The organism is uncultured Streptococcus sp., from assembly GCF_963536705.1.
Classification (GTDB): domain Bacteria; phylum Bacillota; class Bacilli; order Lactobacillales; family Streptococcaceae; genus Streptococcus.
The window spans coordinates 1-21,006 of the sequence record NZ_CAUTAP010000013.1 but is presented as its reverse complement, the minus strand read 5'-3'; the positions used below and the strand labels follow the sequence as shown (position 1 = coordinate 21,006).

The following is a 21,006-nucleotide window of genomic DNA, read 5'->3' as shown; positions in this document are numbered from 1 at the left end:
GTTTTGACTGTCTGGCGGTGCCGGATTTTGAATGGAGCCACAGCGACCCATAATATTCCTGACAAAGAAATTGCGTCTTGACCCAAAAAACTGTATGATAGAGGTAGTGTGAATTTTAAAGGAAAATAGAATGAAAAAATTGATGGAAAAGGTGAGTATCCTCTCGCTTTCTTTGATTCTGACTACGGCTTTTTCGATTTCCAGTGCCCAGTCGGCTATGTTTGCTTTTTATAAGGGGATTCCAGAAAGTTGGGTAGAACTTCTGGTTTCTTTGCCTTCGGCTGGGATTATGCTGATGTTGCTGTTTAACAGAGTCATTGAAAAATACCTGACAGAGCGTCAGATGATTGTGAGCGGGCTTCTAATCTTTTCGCTCTGCGGGCTTCTTCCTCTTCTTAATCAGTCTTACTGGCTTATGTTTGCCTCTCGGCTTGTCTTTGGGATGGGAATCGGTCTGCTCAATGCCAAGGCTATTTCGATTGTGAGCGAGCGCTACGAGGGACAGGAACGCGTTCGGCTTTTAGGACTGAGGGGGTCGGCAGAAGTAGTCGGGACAGCCCTCTTGACTTTTGGCGTCAGTCGGCTTCTTCCTCTCGGCTGGCAGGCTGCCTTTCTCGTCTACACCTTTGGACTGGTGGTTTTGGCGCTTTATCTGCTTTTTGTCCCTTATGACAAGGTCTCTGAAAAGCAGCAAGAACAGTCTGAATTGACTCCTAAGCTAAGCAGTCATGATTGGCAGTTAAGTCTAGCTTTTGCCTTTGTGGCGGGGGTTATTGTACTGACTTATATTGCTATCAATGTACGCGTGCCGGGAATTGTAGAGAAGTCTGGCATGGGGACGGCCCAGACTGCAGGTGTGATACTTTCTTTGATGCAGTTGATTGGGATTGCAGCGGGGGTCAGCTTTGCCAGTTTGACACGTGTTTTTAGAGACAAACTGCTCAGCCTTTCCGGTCTGATTTTTGGTTTGACTCAGATTATCATTGGCTTCTCACCTGATCTTTTGTCACTCAGCATGGCTACTATTAGCGCCGGTTTTGTCTATAGTGTCGGTCTGACGACCATTTTTTACACCCTGTCCGAGCGCATTTCCTCCCACCTCCTCAATCAAGCCACTTCTATCGTGATTTTAGGCTGCAGTATCGGAGCAACGGCCACTACATTTGTCCTCAGTTTCATTGGGAGATTCTCTAACGCTCCATCCTTTATCTTCAGCGTTTTGGGTCTGACTATGATTCTGACCTCGCTCTTTGTTCTAAGATTTAGCAAAGAAAAGAGCGGACTAGCTCCGAGAATCTAGGAGGTTATACCATGCGTCTGGATAAATTTTTAGCAGAAAATGGTCTGGGCTCCCGCGCCCAGGTTAAGCAGCTCCTAAAGAAAGGGCTGGTTTTGGTCAATGGCAGAGCAGAGAAATCACCTAAGACTCAGATTGATGAGACAGCAGATGAGATTATTGTTTCTGGCCAAAGGCTGACCTATGAGAAATTCGTCTACTACCTTCTGAACAAGCCGCAGGGAGTCATTTCGGCGACAGAAGATGACCGTCATCAGACAGTTCTGGACTTGCTGGATGAGACTGCCCGCCAGAAAGAAGTCTTCCCTGTCGGTCGCTTGGATATTGATACCCACGGCCTGCTCCTTCTGACCAATAATGGCAAGCTAGCCCATGCCATGCTGTCACCTAAAAAGCACATAGAAAAAATCTACCGAGCTCAAGTGGCAGGCCTGATGAACCAAGCAGATGTAGAGCGCTTTGCTGCAGGAATAGAACTGAAAGATTTCACCTGTCAGCCAGCTCATCTCAAGATTTTAGAGCTGGACGAGGCAAAAGAGACTTCTCTCGTAGAAATTACCCTAGCTGAAGGCAAGTTCCACCAGGTCAAGCGCATGGTAGCTGCCTGCGGAAAAGAAGTTACAAATCTTCAGCGCCTCACGATGGGACCCCTACAGTTGGATCCCGCACTAGCTCCTGGAGAATGGCGGAGGCTGACCGAGGCAGAAATACTTTCTTTAGAAATCTTTGGGGTTGAATTGTAAATGAAAAAGCCTGAATTCCTCATACAAAAGAGTTGAAACAGAATCATTTGACAAAGGTAGTCCTTCTTGGTAGAATAAGTATGTCGTAAAGACAAATAACTTCTTCTTGGTTGCAGGCCATGCCAAACCTGTCACTCGGATGAAGCGTAAAGAAAAGGAGCTTATCATGGCAATCTCAAAAGAGAAAAAAAATGAAATCATTGCACAATACGCACGTCACGAAGGTGACACTGGTTCAGTAGAGGTACAAGTTGCTGTCCTTACTTGGGAAATCAACCACCTCAACGACCACATCAAACAACACAAAAAAGACCACGCTACTTACCGTGGTTTGATGAAGAAAATCGGTCGCCGTCGTAACCTCTTGGCTTACCTTCGTAAGAACGACGTTAACCGTTACCGTGAGTTGATCAACTCTCTTGGACTTCGTCGCTAATCTTGCGTCTAAAACGTTTCTATACTTCGTTGACTTCGCCTCGATGTACCATTAGTACAATCTTCGCCTCGTCGCCTAGTTTATAAACGTTTTATCTAGCAAGAATCATGATGCTAAGGGCGTCAAAAATCCGTATGAAAATAAGGAAACGACACCGTGTTCGATGAACACAAGGAGTTTCATCTTTTTTGCTAGGATTTTAGCCCGAGCTCAAAATGGCTCTCTGACTTCAGGGGGCTTTTTTTGTTTTATTGACTCGCTTAGGCCATGTTCAATTGAATACACAAAGTTGAAACTACTCCACTAAAGAGTAGTTTTTCTTTTTCACTAGGATTGTAACCTAATCTCAAATCAGTTTTCAGGGTTTTGGAGTACGATTATTCGTCTTTCCCCTAAATTCATTTTAAGCTCTTCAAATATCATTTCCTAGTCTAATTCTTCTAATTTCTCCAAACAAAAAGGTCTTCTATGATTTTAGAAGAACTTTTTCGATTAGCAGCTTTACTCTTTCAAGAATTTTTGGATCGCAGGAGCGGCAGTGATAGCAAATCTTTCGTCAATGCGATGCTCCCCGCCTTCTACAGTGACCAACTCTGCATTTGGAATGGTCTGACTCGCTTCGACCGCATACTGGTAGGGCACGACTGCATCATCAGTACCGTGGATAATGAGGGTAGGAGCTGTGATTTTGGTCTGTTCGGCTTGGATGTCAATATCTAAGGCATCGATTAGATAAATCTTGCCCAGAGTGGTATTGTGGTGTGTCAGGCTATCAGGAAGTTGGTCGAAGTCAGGACTCCCTAGCTCACGATAGGTCTCTTTGGCATCATCGAAAAGAACGAAAGCTGGAAAGATAAGCAGGAGTTTGTGCACACGGTCCGGATAAGCAGCAGCATAGAGACTGGCAACGACACCGCCTTGGCTGGCACCGAATAAGCTCATTCTGCTCTTATCTACAAAGGTCTCGGAACGAAGCTTTTCCATGACTTGAGTCAAGTCTGTGAGTTCGGTCTTGACTGACATATTCAGCATATCCTGTCCACCGCTTTTCGATTGGCGGCTGCCGCCGTAGAAATCCAAGCTGTAAACCAGATAACCTTGCTTTGCCAACAGCTGGCTGTACATTTCATATTGCTCAAGGGTGTTGTTCAATCCATGTGCGATAACAATAGTCGGCAATTTTTTACTCTTGTAGTCAGAAGGAGCAGTAATCTTTCCGTAGAGCTGCTTGTCATCGTATGAAACGCTGTATTCTTCAGACACGATGTCTTCTGTCGGAGTCGGTTGATTGTCCATTTTCTCGCTAGAAGCTGTCTGTGTGGTTTCTGGCTTAGGAGGAGTAGGATTTGATTTGGTTTGGGAGTGCCAGAAGAAAAGAACCAGTCCAGCTAAGCTCAAGGCTGCTAAAAAAGCCCAAATATACTTCATAGTTCTCTCCTTTCAGTATTTGTAGTATTATAGCGGAAATGAATGTATTTTACAAGAAGAGAGATTTCTTGTTTTTGATTTTTCTGGATCTCATACAAGAAAATCCAATTCATTTATCTAAGCGAGATTCAGATAGCCTTGAATTTTTTAGAAAATATTGCTAGACTGTAGCTACTAAGATAAAAACACAGTTCTGGTTGGTAGTCCAGACGCAAAAAATCGATTTTTTGTCAGTAACCTTCCTCCTTGGTTGTCCATTCTTAGGGATTTTTAAAGGAGGTGCTGTCATGGATAAGATTTCAATGACGCTGACAGTTTATTTTGAAGAGGGATTTTGGCACGGTCTTTTCGAGCAGGAACATGCTCAATCTTATAGAGTTTGCCGAGTCACCTTTGGTGCAGAGCCTAGCACGCAGGAATTGTTGGATTTTCTAAACCGTTATTATCATCGGTTGCAGTTTAGTCCTAGCATCAGGGTGAAGGAGAAGACTAAGTCGGTCAGTCTTAAACGCTTGCAGAGACAGGCTAAAAAAGAGCAGCTGGCTTCACGGTCTTCAAAGTCTCAGGAAGCGCTGAAGCTGCAATTTGAAGAGCAAAAGAAAATCGCTCAAGTCAAGCGCAAGCAGCAGAAAGAACTGGCTAAGCAAAGGAAATTCGAACTCAAACAGCAAAAACGATTGGAAAAGCACAAGGGGCATTGAACCTGTTTTTTCTTATTTCTATGGAAAGGTCTTCCGGTGGGAGGCTTTTTTGTTTGTCAGGCAATCAGTGAGTGGCTTAAAAAGTGAATTGATTTCTCCAAGTCGTTTTATTTGACAGATGTAACAAAAGAGATTACAATGTAATCATAAAATAAAAATTACAAGAGTAGTTTTGAAAAGGAGAAGTTATGATTGAAATCACATATTTGGATGCTGTCAAGCAGGAGCGCAAGATGACCTTTGAGTCTTATCAGGAGTTTGAACAGTCCCAGCAGGCCTGCTTGATTGGAGTGGCAGATTATTACCCAGTTAAAAAACTGACTTATAAAGGTCATGATTTGAACTACCAGGGTACTTATGGCGACGTCTTCTTTTTCCTGATGAAGCAGGATTTGACAAAGTTTGACTAAGAATAAAGGAGAAAAATAATGGTAAAAGCAATTACAGATGCAACATTTGAGCAAGAAACAAAAGATGGATTAGTACTCATTGACTTTTGGGCCACTTGGTGCGGACCTTGTCGGATGCAGGGGCCAATCCTTGACAGGCTCTCAGAGGAAGTTTCCGAAGAGGAGCTCAAGATTGTCAAGATGGATGTGGATGAAAATCCAGCTACAGCACGCGACTTTGGCATTATGTCTATCCCGACCTTGCTCTTTAAAAAAGACGGTCAAGTCGTCAAGCAGCTAGCGGGTGTTCATACTGCCCAGCAGATTAAAGCCATTGTGGCGGAGTTGGGATAAGGTAAGATTACGGTTATATTGGCCTGTTTTAAAATGAGACTGTTCTTGTTTGGAGCGGTCTTTTTTATTTCGATTATAACAATAATGAGTCAATTTAAAATTTTTGTTTGAAAATACATATTTTAAGGTATAATAAGTAGAGGTAAATTTTTTCCAACGGGATCGCGCTATAGAGCCGCATTGTTTAAAACATAATGGGAACGAGGTAGAGGTTATTATTCAATTATTAACGAATTTTTTCTTTGCTTTCATGGTTTTGACACCATTCATCGCTCCAGCGGTTTTGTGTTTTTTTGTAGGCTGGATGATTCCTAGAGAGCAGATAACACAAAAAAGAATCTTATTAGTATTGGCTTTGTTGATCCCTGTTTTGCTTCTAATTTCGTATTTCGCCCCTCAGATATTAGGCCTAGTGTTTTGGAGTCTGATCTGGTTTTTCATCGGGCTGTTGCGAATGAAGAGTTATACTAAGTCACAGTACTGGACAAGATGGCTTATATTTATCGCTTGTTTTAGTGCCTATATTTTACTTTATCTCCGCTTTTTTGGGCCTCTTTATTTTTATTAAACTATTTAAAAATCAGCTTGAACGAAATTCAAGCTGATTTTGTTTATTCTTTATTGCCCCAACTCCTCGCTGTAAGCAATAATCTGATCAACTGTGTCTGACAAGAACTGGATGGTGTCGCGGAGTGGTTTGTCTGTGGAAATATCTGCTCCGATAATCATAGCTGACTCAAGCGGAGTCTTGCTGCCGCCAGATTTGAGTAGCTCAAGCCAGTCACGTGCACCATTTTCGTCATTTTTCAGGTGTAGGTAACCGGCAGTAGAGATGACCAGACCTGCGGAGTAAGTGTAGCTGTAAAGTCCCATGTAGTAGTGGGCTTGGCGCATCCAAGTTAAGGTAGCATCGTCGTCAATTTCAACGGCATCTCCCCAGAAGTCCGTAAAGACTTCTTTCATGATAGCGTTGAGTTTGCTTGCACCGAAGGTTCCGCCTTCTTCAATCAAAGTATAGACCTTGCGTTGGAAGGCAGCTTCCAGCAAGTGAGTAATGAAGTTATGGAAGTAAGTATCCGTCAAACGGTGAGCCAGGGCAAAGCGTTTCTGGCGAGGGTTATCAAACTGGCGTTCCAGATAATCACTGAGTAGGAGCTCATTAAAGGTAGACGGTGCTTCGACATAGTAGGTGGACATGTGAGCGTTGAAATAGCTTTGGTGATTGTCAGAGAAGATAAACTGACCGGAGTGGCCAATCTCGTGAATCAGAGTATAGACATCACTCATACGTCCAGTCCAGCTCATGAGGACATAAGGGTGAACCCGATAAGGATCAGCAGCATAGCCTCCAGAATCCTTTCCAGCATTGGCCGCAAAGTCGACCCAGCGTTCTTCCTTATAGCGGGCAACTTCTTGACAATACTCTTGTCCGAGAGGCTCGACTGACTTCATGACGAGGTCATAGGCATCATCAATGCTGACTTCGGGATTGAGCTCGCTGTCCAAGTCCAGTTTCCAGTCGGCAAAGGTCATTTTTTCAAGTCCGTTTACCTTGGCGACATGCTTGAGGTATTTTTGAGCTACTGGGGCAAATTCGCTCATAATCAAGTCAATCTGCCGGTCAAACATAGAGCGATCAACTTCTTGCTCAGCTAGTAAGTAGTCAAAGACAGAGTCATAGCCTTTCATGTCAGCCAGCAATTTTTCAGACTTGACCTGAGCTAGATAAGCAGCTGCGGCAGTGTTTTGATGCTGACGAAGCCCTTCTGAGAAAGAGCGGAAAGATTTTTCGCGGATTTCTGCATTTTCATGGTTTTGATAGAAATTCTCATAGGTGACAAAGCTGTTTTTGTAAACTTTGCCGTCTACTTCAAAGTCAGCCATAGCAAAGTCGCCAGCCCGCATCTTGGTGTAAATATCCTGTGGACTGTAAAAGACTTCACCTAGGTTGGTCAAGGCTTTTTCGACATCCGCTCCCAGATAGTGGGCTTTTTTGATTTTCGCTTGGCGAATGGCTGAGGTCAAATGGGGTTCTTGTCCTAGCCTTTCTAAGACAGCTTCATCTGCACCGACCAGGGCGTCGTCAAAGAAGCTGAGTGCGACATTGGCCTCGGTCTCAAACTCCATGGCTGCTTGGGCAATCTGCGCAAAGCTCTCGTCGCCATAGTCAGTGGTCTGTGGCATAAAACCGTAGTTGCCGATGTGGCTGATTTGGATATAAATCTGCTCTAACTCAGCAAATGCCCGTTCAAAATCTTCGAAAGTGCTAAGTTTGCCTTGATAATCACGGACGAATTTCTGGATGTCCTCTCTGGCCTTTTCGATGGCTCGCAGGAAGTCCTCTTGGTCTTGGTAAAGGGCTGTTAGGTCCCAGAGTTCATTTTCCGGGAATTCAGAACGATGTTTTTGTTCCATAGTCTACTCCTTTTGTCGTATATAGAAATAGTATAGCAAAAAATCCCCCAAAATGTCTTTGGGGGAGAAGGATAAGTCAGTAATTTTTAGCTGTTTATCAGATCGAGGATAAAAGTCAATGTTTCTTTGCGGCAATCCTTTTAAAAAGCAGTAGATAAGACAAGAATACGAAGATAACCAGGCCTAATAGCAGGGTGAAGACGTTTTGAGTTCCTTTTGTCATATTGGGAGCTTGATTGGCGATGACAGCCGTTACTGCGGTACCTATTGCGCCCGCAAAGGTCTGGGCCAGCTGAAAGAGCGCAGTCGTATCTGCAGTCTTTCCTTTATCAACTTGAGTCGTGGCTAGAGCTAGTGTGTTATTGAAGGCCATGTTTCTCCCCAAGGTAAAGCAAATATAAATCGCAATAACAGCTGTTAAGGTGAGTTCTTTTGTGAAGATAAGGAGCAAGAATACAGCAAGGAAAAGAAGTGAATTTCCTGTAAAAAGGGTTGGTTTCGGACCATTTCTATCATAGAGTTTGCCAAAGACAGGAGAGAGGAAGGCTCCAAGCATGGTTCCTGGAAGTAATGCAAAGCCTGCCTGAGCGGTTGAAATGTCTTTTTCTATGACCAGGAAGTTGGGAATCAGAAAATTAGCCGATAGGTTGATAAACTGAAAAATGAAGAAGGGTAAAATAGCCAATAAGACCGTCGGTTGCTTTAAAATCCGAATATCTAGGAATGGATGATCAATCTTTAAGCTCCGATAGATGAAGCAAGCTAGTGGTAGTAGACAGAGAATAAGATAGAGCCAATCGATATGTCCTTCTTCTAAGCTGGAGATGGCTACAATGGCAAAGACGAGTGAGCTTGCTAAGAGGAGAAATGAGAGAAGATCAAAGGCGCGTTTCCTCGACTGTTCGGAATTTCTTAAAAAGAAAAAACCAAGAATAAAGGAAATGATTGGGACAGGAAGAATAAAGGTATAAATCATATGCCAGTCAAAACGACTAATCATAAAACCACCGTAAGTCGGCCCAATTGCTGGTGCTAGGCTGACCACCATCCCAGATAAGCCCATGTAGGTTCCGATTTTTTGCTTAGGAACACGCTCAACAATCAAGTTAAAGAGCAAAGGAATGGCTAATCCAGTAGCTCCTCCTTGTAGGATTCTCCCTACCATCAAGATGGTAAAGCTTGGAGCCAACATGGCAATCAGAGTTCCCAAGCAAAAGTTAGCCAAAGCAGTAAAGAGGATGGTTCGCTCTTTCCAATTGTGGGCCAAGGTCGCTCCTAAAGTAATCGTAATGGCCACTGCTAATAAATACCCTGTCGTAATCCATTGCAGCGTTCCCAATCCTAAGCCAAAGACCTTGCTTAGATGCGGGAAGGTTACATTCATACTGGTTTCAGATAAGATGCCTGCAAAGCTGACTAAGGCTGTCGCAAGGAGCGAGAAAAAATCTTTCTTTTCAACTGTTTGATGATCTGGCACGATTGTCTCCTTTACATGTTTGAAATGGGTCACTGTATTTATTATAAAGCAAGAAGTTCTCTTTGAAAAGTGAATAGTGGCTATACCGCCATCCTATTTGACGAATCGAAAGGGAAAAAACGAACTCTGACAGCCAACTATCATCAGCTATAGAAAAGAAAAATAGGTTTTCAGTACTTTTATAGAAAAAAGCCATTTCCAGCCTTTTTCTTTTGCCTGAAATTGTGGTAAAATAAGGTCTGTACGTGCTTGATACAAAGATGAGGATATAATAAGCTACTAAGGCCATGATATTAAAGTCACAGTGCTAACTGAACACGTCCTAGGTTTTTTGTAAAAAAAGATAAATCTATCTAGGAGTAGTCGCTCCGTCGTTTGCTTTCCTATTTTTCTTAGAGTTGCTTAACGGTCTTAGTATCTTGATCTTTGTAGCCAAGGCGTATGAAAAAATTTGAGCATATGCTCGGCAAGGAGTCTTTATGACAAAACAAGTTTTTAAAACCGTTTTTGCAGGTCGTGAGCTGGTAGTTGAAACCGGTCAGGTTGCAAAGCAGGCAAATGGCAGCGCCGTTGTTCGATATGGAGAAAGTACCGTTTTAACCGCGGCAACCATGTCCAAAAAGATGGCTACGGGGGACTTTTTCCCATTGCAGGTCAACTATGAGGAAAAAATGTATGCAGCTGGGAAATATCCTGGTGGCTTTAACAAGCGCGAAGGCCGTCCGTCAACAGATGCGACTTTGACCGCCCGCTTGATTGACCGTCCGATTCGCCCTATGTTTGCGGAAGGTTTCCGCAATGAAGTTCAGGTTATCAATACTGTTCTTTCTTATGACGAAGATGCTTCGCCTCAAATGGCTGCTATGTTCGGTAGCTCTCTGGCTCTTTCTATCTCAGATATTCCTTTTAACGGCCCTATCGCAGGAGTTCAAGTCGGCTATGTAGACGGTGAATTTATCATCAATCCTAGCAAGGAACAAAAAGAAGTTTCACTTTTGGAACTGACAGTGGCTGGTACCAAAGAGGCTATCAACATGGTAGAATCCGGAGCTAAGGAACTTTCTGAAGATATCATGCTGGAAGCTCTTCTCAAAGGGCACCAAGCGGTCAAAGAATTAATTGCCTTCCAAGAAGAAATTGTCGCAGCAGTCGGCAAGGAAAAAGCGGAAGTGGAACTGCTGCATGTTGATGAAGAGTTGCAGGCAGAGATTGTCGCAGTCTACAACAGCGACTTGCAAAAGGCTGTTCAGGTAGAAGAAAAGCTGGCGCGTGAAGCCGCAACTCAGGCTGTCAAAGACCAAGTCACAGCAGTTTATGAAGAGAAATACGCGGACCACGAAGAATTCGACCGTATCATGCGTGATGTGGCTGAAATCTTGGAGCAAATGGAGCATGCAGAAGTGCGTCGTTTGATTACCGAAGATAAGGTCCGTCCTGACGGCCGTAAGGTTGATGAAATCCGTCCGCTGGATGCGGAAGTGGATTACCTGCCGCGCGTGCATGGTTCTGGTCTCTTTACTCGTGGGCAAACCCAAGCCTTGTCTGTTCTGACTCTGGCACCAATGGGCGAAACGCAAATCGTGGACGGCTTGGATCCGGAATACAAGAAACGCTTCATGCACCACTATAATTTTCCGCAATATTCTGTCGGCGAGACAGGCCGTTATGGGGCTCCTGGCCGTCGTGAAATTGGACATGGTGCTCTTGGGGAGCGTGCTCTGGAGCAAGTCTTGCCTAGCTTGGAAGAGTTTCCTTACGCTATCCGTCTGGTAGCGGAAGTCTTGGAGTCAAACGGTTCTTCCTCACAGGCCTCTATCTGTGCGGGCACTTTGGCTCTGATGGCCGGTGGTGTGCCGATTAAGGCACCGGTTGCCGGAATTGCCATGGGCTTGATTTCAGATGGCAGCAACTACACGGTTCTGACGGACATTCAAGGTTTGGAAGACCACTTTGGGGATATGGACTTTAAGGTAGCTGGTACTCGCGAAGGGATTACCGCCCTGCAGATGGATATCAAGATTGAAGGAATTACAGCGGAGATCCTGACAGAAGCTCTGGCTCAGGCTAAGAAAGCCCGCTTTGAAATTCTGGACTTGATTGAAGCGACAATTCCGGCTCCGCGTCCTGAGTTGGCTCCAACTGCTCCGAAAATCGACACCATCAAGATTGATGTGGACAAGATTAAAATTGTCATCGGTAAAGGCGGGGAAACCATCGATAAGATCATCGCTGAGACTGGTGTTAAGATTGACATTGATGAAGAAGGAAATGTATCCATCTACTCTAGCGACCAAGACGCCATCAATCGTGCTAAGGAAATCATTGCTGGCTTGGTCCGCGAAGCAAAAGTGGACGAAGTTTACCATGCCAAGGTTGTTCGGATTGAGAAATTCGGTGCCTTTGTCAATCTCTTTGACAAGACGGATGCCCTCGTTCACATCTCAGAGCTGGCTTGGACTCGGACTAATAATGTCGAAGATGTCGTACAAATCGGTGATGAAGTGGATGTCAAGGTTATCAAGATTGATGCCAAAGGCCGAGTAGATGCTTCCATGAAAGTATTGCTGCCGCGTCCACCAAAGTCTGATAAGCCAAAGCATCACCATGACAAGGGACATCATCCGCACAAGGAGTACAAAGGTCACAAAGACCATCAAGAAAGCCCTAAAACAGAAGAATAAGAGGTCACTTATCCCTGTAGACCTCATCAGAAATCGGCAGAGGCGAGCCTAGTTCTCGTCTCTCCTTGTTTAGAGAAGGAAGGAGGCTAGCATGGGTTGGTGGAAGGAATCCATTGATATTGTAAAGGAAAATGACCCAGCAGCACGAACGTCGTTAGAAGTCTTGCTAACCTATCCAGGCATCAAAGCTTTGGCGGCCCACCGCCTCTCGCATTTTTTGTGGCGGCACGGCTTCAAGCTGCTGGCGCGCATGCACAGTCAATTCTGGCGTTTCTGGACCCAGATTGAGATTCATCCCGGCGCTCAGATTGAGTCAGGTGTCTTCATCGACCATGGTAGTGGTTTGGTGATTGGTGAGACAGCCATTGTGGAGAAGGGGGCCATGCTTTACCACGGTGTGACCCTAGGCGGGACGGGCAAGGATACAGGCAAACGCCACCCGACCGTCCGTCGAGGTGCCTTGGTCTCTGCTCATGCTCAAGTCATCGGACCAATTGAGATTGGCGAGAAAGCCAAGGTTGGAGCCGGTGCAGTTGTAGTGGCAGATGTTCCAAGTGATGTGACAGTGGTTGGCGTACCAGCCAAGATTGTCCGTGTTCATGGTGAGAAAGACGAGCCAACCATTCATGAGGTAGAGGAGAAACGGGAATACTATCTAGACAAGCTAGAGCATGCCCGTGAAGCTAGCCACCATTCGTCAAGTCTTTAGAAAAGGTTAGCAAAGCTATCGAAGCAAAATATGACAGGAGGAACCGACATGTCAGATTTATCAGATGCTATTTTGAACCAGGTAGTCCTTGAACTGAAAGAAGGTTTGGACGGTCCTGCCAAGGAGTCCTTTACCAAACTACCGCCTAGCCACCAGCGTGAATGGGCTCGCTATATCGGTGAAGCCAAAAAAGATGAGACCAAACTGCGCCGCATAGAAAAGATGAAGGTGTATTTGCTGAAGCCTTAAAGAAAGAGAACTTATGCTATTAGAGGAATTTGAAGATGTAGCAGCAGTCATTGAGCCAACAGATAGGCAGATTATTGACAAGGGGGAGGTATGCGAAACCATCATCCTGTCTTTTAATGGCGAAATTCTGAAACGTTTGGTCGAGTCAGAGGAAGTCTATCCGGGAGGCTATTTGAAAAGCATCAACGGACAGCATCCATGGTATATTTATGACCAAGGAACTAGCAAGCTAGCAGTTATGTTGGCTCCGATTGGGGCTCCCATGATAGTCGGCCAGCTGGAGGAGTTGGCGGCCAGAGGCTTCAAGAATTTCATCATTCTAGGTTCCTGTGGCGTTTTGGATCGCTCAATTGAGGCGGATAAGATTATCTTGCCGGCTGCTGCTTTGCGAGATGAAGGGACTAGCTATCACTATGCCCCACCGGGTGACGAAGTCGCCTATGACGAGTCTCTGCTGATCGAGCTGGAAGCCATCTTTGACAAGCACGATATTGAGCATATCCGCACCAAGTCTTGGACGACTGATGCCTTTTATCGAGAAACACCTGATAAGGTCAAGCGTCGCTTGGCTGCCGGTGCCCAAGTGGTGGACATGGAAGCTTCGGCTATCATGGCTTGGAGTCAATTTCGCAAGACCAAGGTCTATCAGTTCTTCTACACAGCTGACTATGTGGATCATCATAACCGAATCTGGGATGCCCGCCATGAAGAGCGGACAGCTGATGCCATGACTTTTTTCACTATCGCTTTGACAATAGCAAAGGAACTAGAAAGGTAACTACAAGAATGGCAGTATATTTTTACGGCTGTATCACCATGGATGGCTACTTGGCAGACAGCCAGCACAGGATAGACTGGCTGCATCAGCTTGGTTCTGTAGAGGATACAGGCTATGATGACTTTTACAGGCAAATGGATATCACCATCATGGGCAAGCGGACTTTTGAGGAAATCCAAGATTTGCAAGATGTAGAAAGTTTTTATCAAGCTACGGAAAACTATGTCTTTACGCATGATAGGCACCTGCCTGTCAGCAATTACCAGCCAGTAGCTGGGGATGTGGTGGACTTTGTTCACCAGATTGACAAAGGCAAAAATGTCTTTGTGATTGGTGGTAATTCCTTGGTAGGACCGCTCTTGGATGCGGATCTTTTCGACCACCTCATTATTCAGATAGCACCCCTTATCCTAGGAAAGGGGGTTCCCCTCTTTACCCAAGAGGAAGGGCAGCGCTTTTACCAACTGGATAGCTTCAGACAATTTGGCCCTTTTGCAGAGCTGGTTTTCAGCCGAAAAAGTCAGAAATAGAGAAGGGAGTGGACCGCATGATTAAAATTTACGACACCATGACCCGCAGCCTACGTGAATTTGTGCCCATTGAAGAGGGCAAGGTTCGCATGTATGTCTGCGGTCCGACGGTTTATAACTATATCCATGTCGGCAATGCCCGCTCAACAGTAGCTTTTGACACAGTTCGTCGCTATTTTGAGTATCGGGGATTTGAGGTCAATTATATTTCCAATTTTACAGATGTAGATGATAAGATTATCCATCGCGCCAAGGAAGAAGGCATCACACCAAAAGAAGTGGCGGACAAGTATATCGCGGCTTTTCGTGAGGATGTGACGGCCTTAGGTGTCAAGCCGGCTACTCAGCATCCGCGTGTGATTGACTTTATGGAGGCAATCATTGACTTCGTGCAGACTTTGGTGGACAAGGGCTACGCCTATGAGTCAGAGGGTGATGTCTACTTCCGCGTCGAAAAGTCTCGTGATTATGCCAAATTAGCCAATAAAACCTTGGCAGACTTGGAGTTAGGTGCTTCTGGTCGGACAGATGAGGAGACTGCTCGTAAGGAAAATCCAGTGGACTTTGCTCTCTGGAAGGCGGCCAAGCCGGGCGAGATTTCCTGGGAAAGTCCTTGGGGAGCAGGTCGTCCGGGCTGGCACATCGAGTGTTCGGTCATGTCGACGGAGATCTTGGGTGATACTATTGATATCCACGGTGGTGGGGCAGACCTAGAGTTTCCTCACCATACCAATGAAATCGCCCAGTCAGAGGCCAAGACTGGTCAGACTTTTTCCAACTACTGGATGCACAATGGCTTTGTCAACATTGATGACGTCAAGATGTCCAAATCTCTAGGCAATTTTATCACTGTTCACGATGCCCTCAAGACCATTGACGGTCAGGTGCTGCGTTTCTTCTTTGCTACCCAGCATTACCGCAAGCCGATTAATTTCACGGAAAAAGCAGTTCATGATGCAGCGACCAATCTTAAGTATTTGAAGAATACCTATGAGCAGCCTTTCACTGGTCAAGCAGACTCTGCTCAGCTTCAGGTCTTTCTAGACAAGTTCACCGCTGCAATGGACGAAGATTTCAATGCGGCCAATGGTATCACGGTTGTCTTCGAGTTAGCCAAGTGGATCAACTCTGGCAACTACACCGCTGATATTAAGGCAGCCTTTGCCGAGCTCTTAGAAGTTTTTGGTATCGTCTTTGTGGAAGAAGTCTTGGACGCGGACATTGAGCGCTTGATTGAGGAACGCCAAGTGGCGCGGGGTAATCGAGACTTTGCGACTGCAGACCGTATTCGGGATGAGTTGGCCGCTCAGGGCATCAAGCTTTTAGATACCAAGGACGGAGTGAGGTGGACCCGTGACTGATGTCAACCTGATTAACGGCATTGCCCTCGCCTTTGAGGGTGATGCTGTCTACTCCATGTATATCCGGCGTCACCTGATTTTTCAGGGGCTCACTAAGCCCAATCAGCTGCACAGGGAAGCGACCAAGTACGTTTCTGCCAAGGCTCAGGCCAATCTCATCTCTCTCATGCTGGAAGAGGGGATTCTGACGGATAAGGAAGAGGATATCTACAAGCGCGGCCGCAATGCCAACAGCCACACCAAGGCTAAGAATACAGATATCGTCACCTATCGGATGTCTACCGGCTTTGAAGCTGTCATGGGCTACCTGCATATGACCGAATCCATTGAGCGACTGGAAGAACTGATTGACTGGTGTATCAAACGGGTGGAGGAAAGCAAATAAAGAAAGATTTTCTAGCTCCGTTTACAAGCTAGATAAATTGAAGATATCTAAAACAGAGTTGCTGCGGCAGCTCTTTTCTTTAGTGTCTGTATTTGCTATAATAATAGAAACTAGTTAAGGAGAATATCGTGAAAAAATATTTGGTTATATCGGTAATAGCCTTGGTTTTACTTCTGCTATGGGCGTATAGCAACAGAAATAACAAACAAATCGAGACTTCTTCTGGAAAGACCAATAGTGCTAGCACAACTTCGTCCAAGGCGTCTAGCAGTAGCCAGAATTCAGAGCAAGCCAGCCTTCAGGAAACTTCTTCTAGTAGCATAGAGCTGTCCAGTTCAGAAGACACAAGTGAGCCAGCAGCAGAAAGTTCTGAATCTTCCATGAATGAAGAAGAGATAAAAAATGGAGACTACTCTAGCATTGTAGGAACTTGGAAAAGTGGTACTGGAAATACATTGGTGTTTGATGCCAATGGTTTGGTGAGCGAAACTCAACATTTGAGCGAATATGGTGCAAGAGATATGTATGGTTTTGTTAGTATTGGAGTCCTCCCTAAGCAAGGTGCAGGTGGTTATGTAATAGCTTTTATACCTAAATGAAAAGACTACACTATCACTAATGCAGGAGAAACATATAAAGATGCATCAGATCATGATCGAGATCGGATTTGGGCTGGTCAAGGACTGGGAACCAATACAGATCCGAATTCCTTTTATTATAAAATAGACTGAAAAGACTAGCTGCTTTCCATGGCAGCTAGTCTTCTTTATAATTTTCGTAAAATTCTACCTTAATTCTAATAAAGGTTTCCAAGTCTCGCAGGAGCTGCAGGAGCATGGCGCGGGTTTCAAATTCCTGGCGGGTCTTAGGGAGCGGCCGCTCGCGAAATACGGTCAAATAGTTGTCAATCTCGTCCAAGAGGTCTCGGGCGGGATTTTCTTGGCTCAGTTGCTTAGCGGTCTGAGAGAAGAGGCGGGCTAAAATCAAGCTTTCACTGGCTGCTAGATGGCAGTTGTTGATATTGCTAGCCATGTCTTGCAGGATGCGGTTTTGGGCCTGTCGCATTTCAAAATAGTGGATATGGTAGTTGGTCTGGTGAAAGAGGTGGTTGGAGTGATCCAGATAGACCAGCTGCAAGGCCTGCTGCAGAACCTTATCCAGCTCCTTGATCAGCGCTGCATCATTTCGGCCGTCTCCAGCTTTTAAGAAATATTCAAAGCGCAGCAAAATCTTTTTCAGCTGTTCCTCCACTTGCCCATGGTAGCTATCGATCTCTTGCTGGCGCGAGGGCATATAGAGATTGGCAAGGAGAGCAAAGCCAGTTCCAATGAGAAATAGAGCTAGTTCATTTCCAAGGAGTGACCAGGAGGTGGATTTTTCTAAGAGCAGATGGGTGACGAGGACGGTACTAGGTGTAATGCCGATTTCCCAGCCAAGGCGAAAGGCCAGAGGCACATAGACTACGATATAGATGGCCAATGCTCCGAGATGAAAACCTAGAAAGTGAAAAGCCAGGCTTCCGATAGCCAGAGCCAGCAGGGTAGATAAAAAGCGATTGCCAGCTAGCTTTGCAGTGCTGCGGCGGGTATCGGTCACGCTGAGGATAGCAATAATTCCAGCTGAAGTTGAGTAGGCCAGACCTAAAAAGTCAGCCAGCCAAGCAGCTAGACAGGTAGCTAGTACCAGCTTGATGGTGCGTTGGAGGAGAGACATGAGTAAGAGTTTCCTTTTTTAGACTTCTTTCTATTATAGCATGACAGACGGGGAATCTTAGGGGCTGCTGATTGCTTTTTATCAGAGCAGAATTCTGTCTCGCCCGAGTAAATCCTGCCGCCATTTTTTCGCCTTTGTGTTATACTAGTCCTATGGAAAAAAACGATATTGTCTACGGTGTGCATGCGGTGACAGAGGCTCTCGCAGCTAACACTGGAAATAAACTCTACATTCAAGACGACCTGCGTGGTAAAAAGGTCGACAAAATCAAAGATTTAGCAGCAGAAAAGAAGGTTTCTATCTCATGGACGCCTAAGAAAACCTTGCAGGAGATGACTGATGGAGCTGTTCACCAGGGCTTTGTCCTGCGGGTGGCGGAGTTCGCCTATACTGACTTCGAGGTGCTGTTGAAAAAAGCAGAGCAGGAAGACAATCCGCTCTTGCTGATTTTGGATGGGCTGACTGACCCGCATAATCTGGGCTCTATCTTACGGACGGCTGACGCGACCAATGTAGCGGGAGTCATCATTCCCAAGCACCGGGCAGTCGGTGTGACACCAGTCGTGGCCAAGACTTCAACGGGTGCCATTGAGCATATTCCTATTGCCCGTGTGACTAATCTCAGCCAGACTCTGGACAAGCTCAAGGAAGCTGGTTTCTGGATTTTCGGTACAGATATGCAGGGGACGCCTTCTCATAAGTGGAATACAGCAGGCAAGCTGGCCCTCATCATCGGCAACGAAGCTAAGGGGATCTCAAGCAATATTAAAAAGCAAGTGGACGAGATGATTTCCATTCCCATGAATGGGCATGTTCAGAGCCTCAATGCCAGTGTCGCAGCGGCTATTCTCATGTATGAAGTATTTCGCAATCGCCTATGAAAAGAAAAATCTTACTGGTGGACGGTTACAATATGACGGCCTTTTGGCGGGAGACTCGTCCTTACTTTAACCGCGGAGAACTAGATGCCGCACGAACGATTCTGCTTCAGAAGCTCAGTAATTATGCCAGTTTTGAAGGACTGGAAGTTATCTGCGTCTTTGATGCCCAGTATATGCCGGGAGTTCGGCAGACCTACGAGGAGTTTAATGTGACGGTCGTTTTCACTGAAGAGGAGGAAACGGCGGATGACTATATCGAGCGCTTGGCAGCTGAGCTCAATACACCCAAAAATCAGGTGTCAGTTGCGACTAGCGATCTCAATGAGCAGTGGACTGTCTTCGCCCAAGGAGCTTTGAGAGTTTCCGCTAGAGAGCTAGAGAAGCGAGTGGCTGTTACCAAATCAGACCTCAATAAACTGAGCGGACAAATCAACCTGCAAAGACCGCCCTTGCGACCGATGGACAGCCAATCTTTGCGTGATTTACAAAAAATGATGGAGAAAAAAGATGACCTTTAAAATTTTAACCGATTCAACAGCAGACCTGCCAGAAAACTGGACCCAGGAAAATGATGTTCAGGTCCTAGGCCTGACCATTCAGCTAGATGGCCAAACTTATGAGACAGTTGGCGCAGGCAAGCTGACCAGCCAAGAACTTCTGGATAAGATGGAGTCCGGCAGTAAGCCGACTACCAGTCAGATCAATGTCGGCCAGTTTGAAGATGTTTTTCGTAGCTATGCCAAGGAAGAGACACCAGTTCTCTATGTAGCCTTTGCTTCAGCCCTGTCAGGTACTTATCAGAGTGCTGTCATGGCACGGGAGATAGTCTTGGAAGATTTTCCAGGTGCACTGATTCGCATCATTGATACCAAGGCGGCTTCTATGGGGGAAGGACTTTTAGTCATGAAAGCGGCAGAAGCTAGAGCGGCAGGCCAGACCTTGGAGCAGACAGCAGACTTGATTGAGAGCTTGGTGCCTAAGGTCAAGACATATTTTCTGGTTGATGACCTCAATCATCTCATGCGGGGTGGTCGGATTTCCAAAACTGCTGCGCTTATGGGGAGCTTGGTCAATATCAAGCCGATTATCGCTGTCAAGGGAGATGGGACTCTGGACTCGGTCGCTAAGGTTCGCGGCAAGAAGAAGGCACAGGCTGAAGTTGTCCGCATGACTCTGGAGGGAGTTGCTGACCCGCGGGTGGTTATTGCCTATGCAGGTGCCAAAGAAGTTGCTGAGAGTCTAAAAGCCCAGCTGCTGGAAAGCGACCAAGTAGAGGAAGTTCTCCTCATGCCTCTGGGACCTGTCATTTCTACCCATACTGGTCCTGGAACTTTGGGACTCTTTAGTATTGCCCAAGACATTCAAGACTAAGAAAACATGAAATCGCTATTTCATAAATAATTGCTTCAAATCTATTGCTTTTGCCTACTATTTTTGATATGATAGTAGGCGGTATTGTTTACCCCATTTGTAAGGCCCCGGAACCTTTCAAATAACCCGCGGACCGGAACATCCGCCCTGTAAACAAAAACGATATTCATATAGGAGAAATCATGAACAAAACAACATACATGGCTAAGCCAGGTGAAGTTGAACGCAAATGGTATGTAGTGGACGCTACTGATGTCCCTCTTGGACGCCTTTCTGCTGTTGTAGCAAGCGTACTTCGCGGAAAAAACAAACCAACCTTTACACCACACACTGATACAGGTGACTTCGTAATCGTTATCAACGCTGAAAAAGTAAAATTGACTGGTAAAAAAGCGACTGATAAGATCTACTACACTCACTCTATGTACCCAGGTGGATTGAAACAAATCTCAGCAGGTGAGCTTCGCTCTAAGAACGCTGTTCGTTTGATCGAAAAATCAGTTAAAGGTATGCTTCCGCACAATACTCTTGGCCGCGCTCAAGGTATGAAGCTGAAAGTATTTGTAGGCGCTGAGCACACTCACGCTGCACAACAACCAGAAGTTCTTGATATTTCAGGACTTATCTAAGGAAAGGAACAAATAAGCTATGTCACAAGCACAATATGCAGGTACTGGACGTCGTAAAAACGCTGTTGCACGCGTTCGCCTTGTTCCAGGAACTGGTAAAATCACTGTAAACAAAAAAGATGTTGAAGAGTACATCCCACACGCTGACCTTCGCCTTGTCATCAACCAACCATTTGCAGTTACTTCAACTGTTGGTCAATACGACGTTCTTGTAAACGTTATCGGTGGTGGTTACGCTGGTCAAGCAGGAGCTATCCGTCACGGTATCGCTCGTGCCCTTCTTCAAGTAGACCCAGACTTCCGCGATTCATTGAAACGCGCAGGACTTCTTACACGTGACTCACGTAAAGTTGAACGTAAGAAACCAGGTCTTAAGAAAGCTCGTAAAGCATCACAATTCTCAAAACGTTAATCAATACGATTATATCAACGTTTACAGACATTCAAGAATTATTTCTTGGATGTCTTTTTTGTTTCAA

24 protein-coding genes are annotated in these 21,006 nt (G+C 45.5%); 20 read left to right on the top strand and 4 right to left on the bottom strand.

What is annotated here, in order from left to right:
* Positions 1–130 precede the first annotated feature (130 nt).
* The 3 genes from RWX26_RS08160 (at position 131) to rpsO (ending at position 2,476) form a co-directional block, all read left to right on the top strand.
* A complete protein-coding gene (locus tag RWX26_RS08160) occupies positions 131–1,300 on the top strand; it encodes an MFS transporter (RefSeq protein WP_314580719.1) in 1,170 nt (389 codons plus the stop codon).
* 11 nt (positions 1,301–1,311) lie between these two features.
* Positions 1,312–2,040, top strand: a complete 729-nt coding sequence (locus tag RWX26_RS08155) for a pseudouridine synthase (RefSeq protein ID WP_314580717.1) — start codon at positions 1,312–1,314, stop codon at positions 2,038–2,040.
* Between the two features lie 166 nt (positions 2,041–2,206).
* Positions 2,207–2,476, top strand: coding sequence for a 30S ribosomal protein S15 (rpsO, locus tag RWX26_RS08150; protein ID WP_004193424.1), 270 nt, complete (start codon positions 2,207–2,209; stop codon positions 2,474–2,476).
* Between the two features lie 501 nt (positions 2,477–2,977).
* Here rpsO and RWX26_RS08145 read toward each other — a convergent pair.
* Positions 2,978–3,904 (bottom strand): S9 family peptidase, encoded by a 927-nt coding sequence (locus RWX26_RS08145; protein WP_002911664.1) that lies wholly within the window; start codon positions 3,902–3,904, stop codon positions 2,978–2,980.
* A 287-nt stretch (positions 3,905–4,191) separates the two neighbouring features.
* Between RWX26_RS08145 and RWX26_RS08140 the strand changes: the two genes are divergently transcribed.
* The 4 genes from RWX26_RS08140 to RWX26_RS08125 all read left to right on the top strand — a co-directional run bounded on the left by RWX26_RS08140 (position 4,192) and on the right by RWX26_RS08125 (position 5,916).
* Positions 4,192–4,605 (top strand): YjdF family protein, encoded by a 414-nt coding sequence (locus RWX26_RS08140; RefSeq protein WP_032913356.1) that lies wholly within the window; start codon positions 4,192–4,194, stop codon positions 4,603–4,605.
* A gap of 188 nt (positions 4,606–4,793) precedes the next feature.
* Positions 4,794–5,015: a DUF4649 family protein gene (locus RWX26_RS08135; RefSeq protein ID WP_002899027.1), complete on the top strand. Its 222-nt coding sequence runs from the start codon at positions 4,794–4,796 to the stop codon at positions 5,013–5,015.
* Positions 5,016–5,033: 18 nt separating this feature from the next.
* Positions 5,034–5,348 (top strand): thioredoxin, encoded by a 315-nt coding sequence (trxA, locus tag RWX26_RS08130; protein WP_002905382.1) that lies wholly within the window; start codon positions 5,034–5,036, stop codon positions 5,346–5,348.
* A 250-nt stretch (positions 5,349–5,598) separates the two neighbouring features.
* Positions 5,599–5,916, top strand: a complete 318-nt coding sequence (locus RWX26_RS08125) for a hypothetical protein (protein ID WP_002911665.1) — start codon at positions 5,599–5,601, stop codon at positions 5,914–5,916.
* A gap of 50 nt (positions 5,917–5,966) precedes the next feature.
* Here RWX26_RS08125 and pepF read toward each other — a convergent pair whose 3' ends face one another.
* Both pepF and RWX26_RS08115 read right to left on the bottom strand, forming a co-directional pair.
* Positions 5,967–7,763: an oligoendopeptidase F gene (pepF, locus tag RWX26_RS08120; protein WP_314580709.1), complete on the bottom strand. Its 1,797-nt coding sequence runs from the start codon at positions 7,761–7,763 to the stop codon at positions 5,967–5,969.
* Positions 7,764–7,878: 115 nt separating this feature from the next.
* Positions 7,879–9,240 (bottom strand): MFS transporter, encoded by a 1,362-nt coding sequence (locus tag RWX26_RS08115; RefSeq protein WP_314580707.1) that lies wholly within the window; start codon positions 9,238–9,240, stop codon positions 7,879–7,881.
* Positions 9,241–9,719: 479 nt separating this feature from the next.
* Between RWX26_RS08115 and pnp the strand changes: the two genes are divergently transcribed.
* From pnp to RWX26_RS08075, 8 genes are all read left to right on the top strand, one after another.
* Complete coding sequence (pnp, locus tag RWX26_RS08110; RefSeq protein WP_314580706.1) at positions 9,720–11,921, top strand: polyribonucleotide nucleotidyltransferase; 2,202 nt, start codon at positions 9,720–9,722, stop codon at positions 11,919–11,921.
* A gap of 91 nt (positions 11,922–12,012) precedes the next feature.
* The gene (gene cysE, locus RWX26_RS08105; RefSeq protein ID WP_002899011.1) at positions 12,013–12,630 is read left to right on the top strand and encodes a serine O-acetyltransferase; all 618 of its coding nucleotides are present in this window, start codon (positions 12,013–12,015) and stop codon (positions 12,628–12,630) included.
* Positions 12,631–12,660: 30 nt separating this feature from the next.
* Positions 12,661–12,879, top strand: a complete 219-nt coding sequence (locus RWX26_RS08100; protein WP_111675291.1) for a YdeI/OmpD-associated family protein — start codon at positions 12,661–12,663, stop codon at positions 12,877–12,879.
* Positions 12,880–12,892: 13 nt separating this feature from the next.
* A complete protein-coding gene (locus tag RWX26_RS08095) occupies positions 12,893–13,657 on the top strand; it encodes a nucleoside phosphorylase (RefSeq protein ID WP_111675292.1) in 765 nt (254 codons plus the stop codon).
* Positions 13,658–13,665: 8 nt separating this feature from the next.
* Positions 13,666–14,187 carry a dihydrofolate reductase family protein gene (locus RWX26_RS08090; RefSeq protein ID WP_314580702.1) on the top strand — a complete coding sequence of 174 codons (522 nt, stop codon included), beginning with the start codon at positions 13,666–13,668 and terminating at the stop codon, positions 14,185–14,187.
* Positions 14,188–14,204: 17 nt separating this feature from the next.
* Positions 14,205–15,548, top strand: coding sequence for a cysteine--tRNA ligase (cysS, locus tag RWX26_RS08085; protein WP_314580700.1), 1,344 nt, complete (start codon positions 14,205–14,207; stop codon positions 15,546–15,548).
* Positions 15,541–15,933: a Mini-ribonuclease 3 gene (locus tag RWX26_RS08080; protein ID WP_002911674.1), complete on the top strand. Its 393-nt coding sequence runs from the start codon at positions 15,541–15,543 to the stop codon at positions 15,931–15,933. Before cysS ends, RWX26_RS08080 begins: the two co-directional genes overlap by 8 nt.
* 128 nt (positions 15,934–16,061) lie before the next feature.
* Positions 16,062–16,532 (top strand): DUF6287 domain-containing protein, encoded by a 471-nt coding sequence (locus tag RWX26_RS08075; protein ID WP_002911675.1) that lies wholly within the window; start codon positions 16,062–16,064, stop codon positions 16,530–16,532.
* Between the two features lie 157 nt (positions 16,533–16,689).
* Here the strand turns inward: RWX26_RS08075 and RWX26_RS08070 are convergent, their stop codons facing one another.
* Complete coding sequence (locus RWX26_RS08070; protein WP_002911677.1) at positions 16,690–17,646, bottom strand: aromatic acid exporter family protein; 957 nt, start codon at positions 17,644–17,646, stop codon at positions 16,690–16,692.
* A gap of 152 nt (positions 17,647–17,798) precedes the next feature.
* Between RWX26_RS08070 and rlmB the strand changes: the two genes are divergently transcribed.
* From rlmB to rpsI, 5 genes are all read left to right on the top strand, one after another.
* Positions 17,799–18,527, top strand: coding sequence for a 23S rRNA (guanosine(2251)-2'-O)-methyltransferase RlmB (gene rlmB / locus RWX26_RS08065; RefSeq protein ID WP_002911678.1), 729 nt, complete (start codon positions 17,799–17,801; stop codon positions 18,525–18,527).
* Positions 18,524–19,045, top strand: a complete 522-nt coding sequence (locus RWX26_RS08060) for an NYN domain-containing protein (protein WP_002902298.1) — start codon at positions 18,524–18,526, stop codon at positions 19,043–19,045. The genes rlmB and RWX26_RS08060 overlap by 4 nt, the downstream gene beginning before the upstream one ends.
* Complete coding sequence (locus RWX26_RS08055) at positions 19,035–19,898, top strand: DegV family protein (protein ID WP_002911680.1); 864 nt, start codon at positions 19,035–19,037, stop codon at positions 19,896–19,898. The genes RWX26_RS08060 and RWX26_RS08055 overlap by 11 nt, the downstream gene beginning before the upstream one ends.
* Positions 19,899–20,080: 182 nt before the next feature.
* Positions 20,081–20,527 carry a 50S ribosomal protein L13 gene (gene rplM / locus RWX26_RS08050; RefSeq protein ID WP_002893769.1) on the top strand — a complete coding sequence of 149 codons (447 nt, stop codon included), beginning with the start codon at positions 20,081–20,083 and terminating at the stop codon, positions 20,525–20,527.
* 19 nt (positions 20,528–20,546) lie between these two features.
* Complete coding sequence (rpsI, locus tag RWX26_RS08045) at positions 20,547–20,939, top strand: 30S ribosomal protein S9 (RefSeq protein WP_314580692.1); 393 nt, start codon at positions 20,547–20,549, stop codon at positions 20,937–20,939.
* The last annotated feature ends 67 nt before the right edge of the window (positions 20,940–21,006 follow it).

Excerpts from the sequence above, each read along its gene's own strand:
- rlmB (WP_002911678.1), top strand. The coding sequence starts at position 17,799 with ATGGAAAAAAACGATATTGTCTACGGTGTGCATGCGGTGACAGAGGCT.
- RWX26_RS08100 (WP_111675291.1), top strand. The coding sequence starts at position 12,661 with ATGACAGGAGGAACCGACATGTCAGATTTATCAGATGCTATTTTGAAC.
- RWX26_RS08095 (WP_111675292.1), top strand. The coding sequence starts at position 12,893 with ATGCTATTAGAGGAATTTGAAGATGTAGCAGCAGTCATTGAGCCAACA.
- RWX26_RS08070 (WP_002911677.1), bottom strand. The coding sequence starts at position 17,646 with ATGTCTCTCCTCCAACGCACCATCAAGCTGGTACTAGCTACCTGTCTA.
- RWX26_RS08160 (WP_314580719.1), top strand. The coding sequence starts at position 131 with ATGAAAAAATTGATGGAAAAGGTGAGTATCCTCTCGCTTTCTTTGATT.
- RWX26_RS08090 (WP_314580702.1), top strand. The coding sequence starts at position 13,666 with ATGGCAGTATATTTTTACGGCTGTATCACCATGGATGGCTACTTGGCA.
- RWX26_RS08055 (WP_002911680.1), top strand. The coding sequence starts at position 19,035 with ATGACCTTTAAAATTTTAACCGATTCAACAGCAGACCTGCCAGAAAAC.
- rplM (WP_002893769.1), top strand. The coding sequence starts at position 20,081 with ATGAACAAAACAACATACATGGCTAAGCCAGGTGAAGTTGAACGCAAA.
- pnp (WP_314580706.1), top strand. The coding sequence starts at position 9,720 with ATGACAAAACAAGTTTTTAAAACCGTTTTTGCAGGTCGTGAGCTGGTA.
- rpsO (WP_004193424.1), top strand. The coding sequence starts at position 2,207 with ATGGCAATCTCAAAAGAGAAAAAAAATGAAATCATTGCACAATACGCA.
- trxA (WP_002905382.1), top strand. The coding sequence starts at position 5,034 with ATGGTAAAAGCAATTACAGATGCAACATTTGAGCAAGAAACAAAAGAT.
- pepF (WP_314580709.1), bottom strand. The coding sequence starts at position 7,763 with ATGGAACAAAAACATCGTTCTGAATTCCCGGAAAATGAACTCTGGGAC.
- RWX26_RS08140 (WP_032913356.1), top strand. The coding sequence starts at position 4,192 with ATGGATAAGATTTCAATGACGCTGACAGTTTATTTTGAAGAGGGATTT.
- RWX26_RS08155 (WP_314580717.1), top strand. The coding sequence starts at position 1,312 with ATGCGTCTGGATAAATTTTTAGCAGAAAATGGTCTGGGCTCCCGCGCC.
- RWX26_RS08125 (WP_002911665.1), top strand. The coding sequence starts at position 5,599 with ATGGTTTTGACACCATTCATCGCTCCAGCGGTTTTGTGTTTTTTTGTA.
- rpsI (WP_314580692.1), top strand. The coding sequence starts at position 20,547 with ATGTCACAAGCACAATATGCAGGTACTGGACGTCGTAAAAACGCTGTT.
- RWX26_RS08145 (WP_002911664.1), bottom strand. The coding sequence starts at position 3,904 with ATGAAGTATATTTGGGCTTTTTTAGCAGCCTTGAGCTTAGCTGGACTG.
- RWX26_RS08135 (WP_002899027.1), top strand. The coding sequence starts at position 4,794 with ATGATTGAAATCACATATTTGGATGCTGTCAAGCAGGAGCGCAAGATG.
- RWX26_RS08060 (WP_002902298.1), top strand. The coding sequence starts at position 18,524 with ATGAAAAGAAAAATCTTACTGGTGGACGGTTACAATATGACGGCCTTT.
- cysS (WP_314580700.1), top strand. The coding sequence starts at position 14,205 with ATGATTAAAATTTACGACACCATGACCCGCAGCCTACGTGAATTTGTG.
- cysE (WP_002899011.1), top strand. The coding sequence starts at position 12,013 with ATGGGTTGGTGGAAGGAATCCATTGATATTGTAAAGGAAAATGACCCA.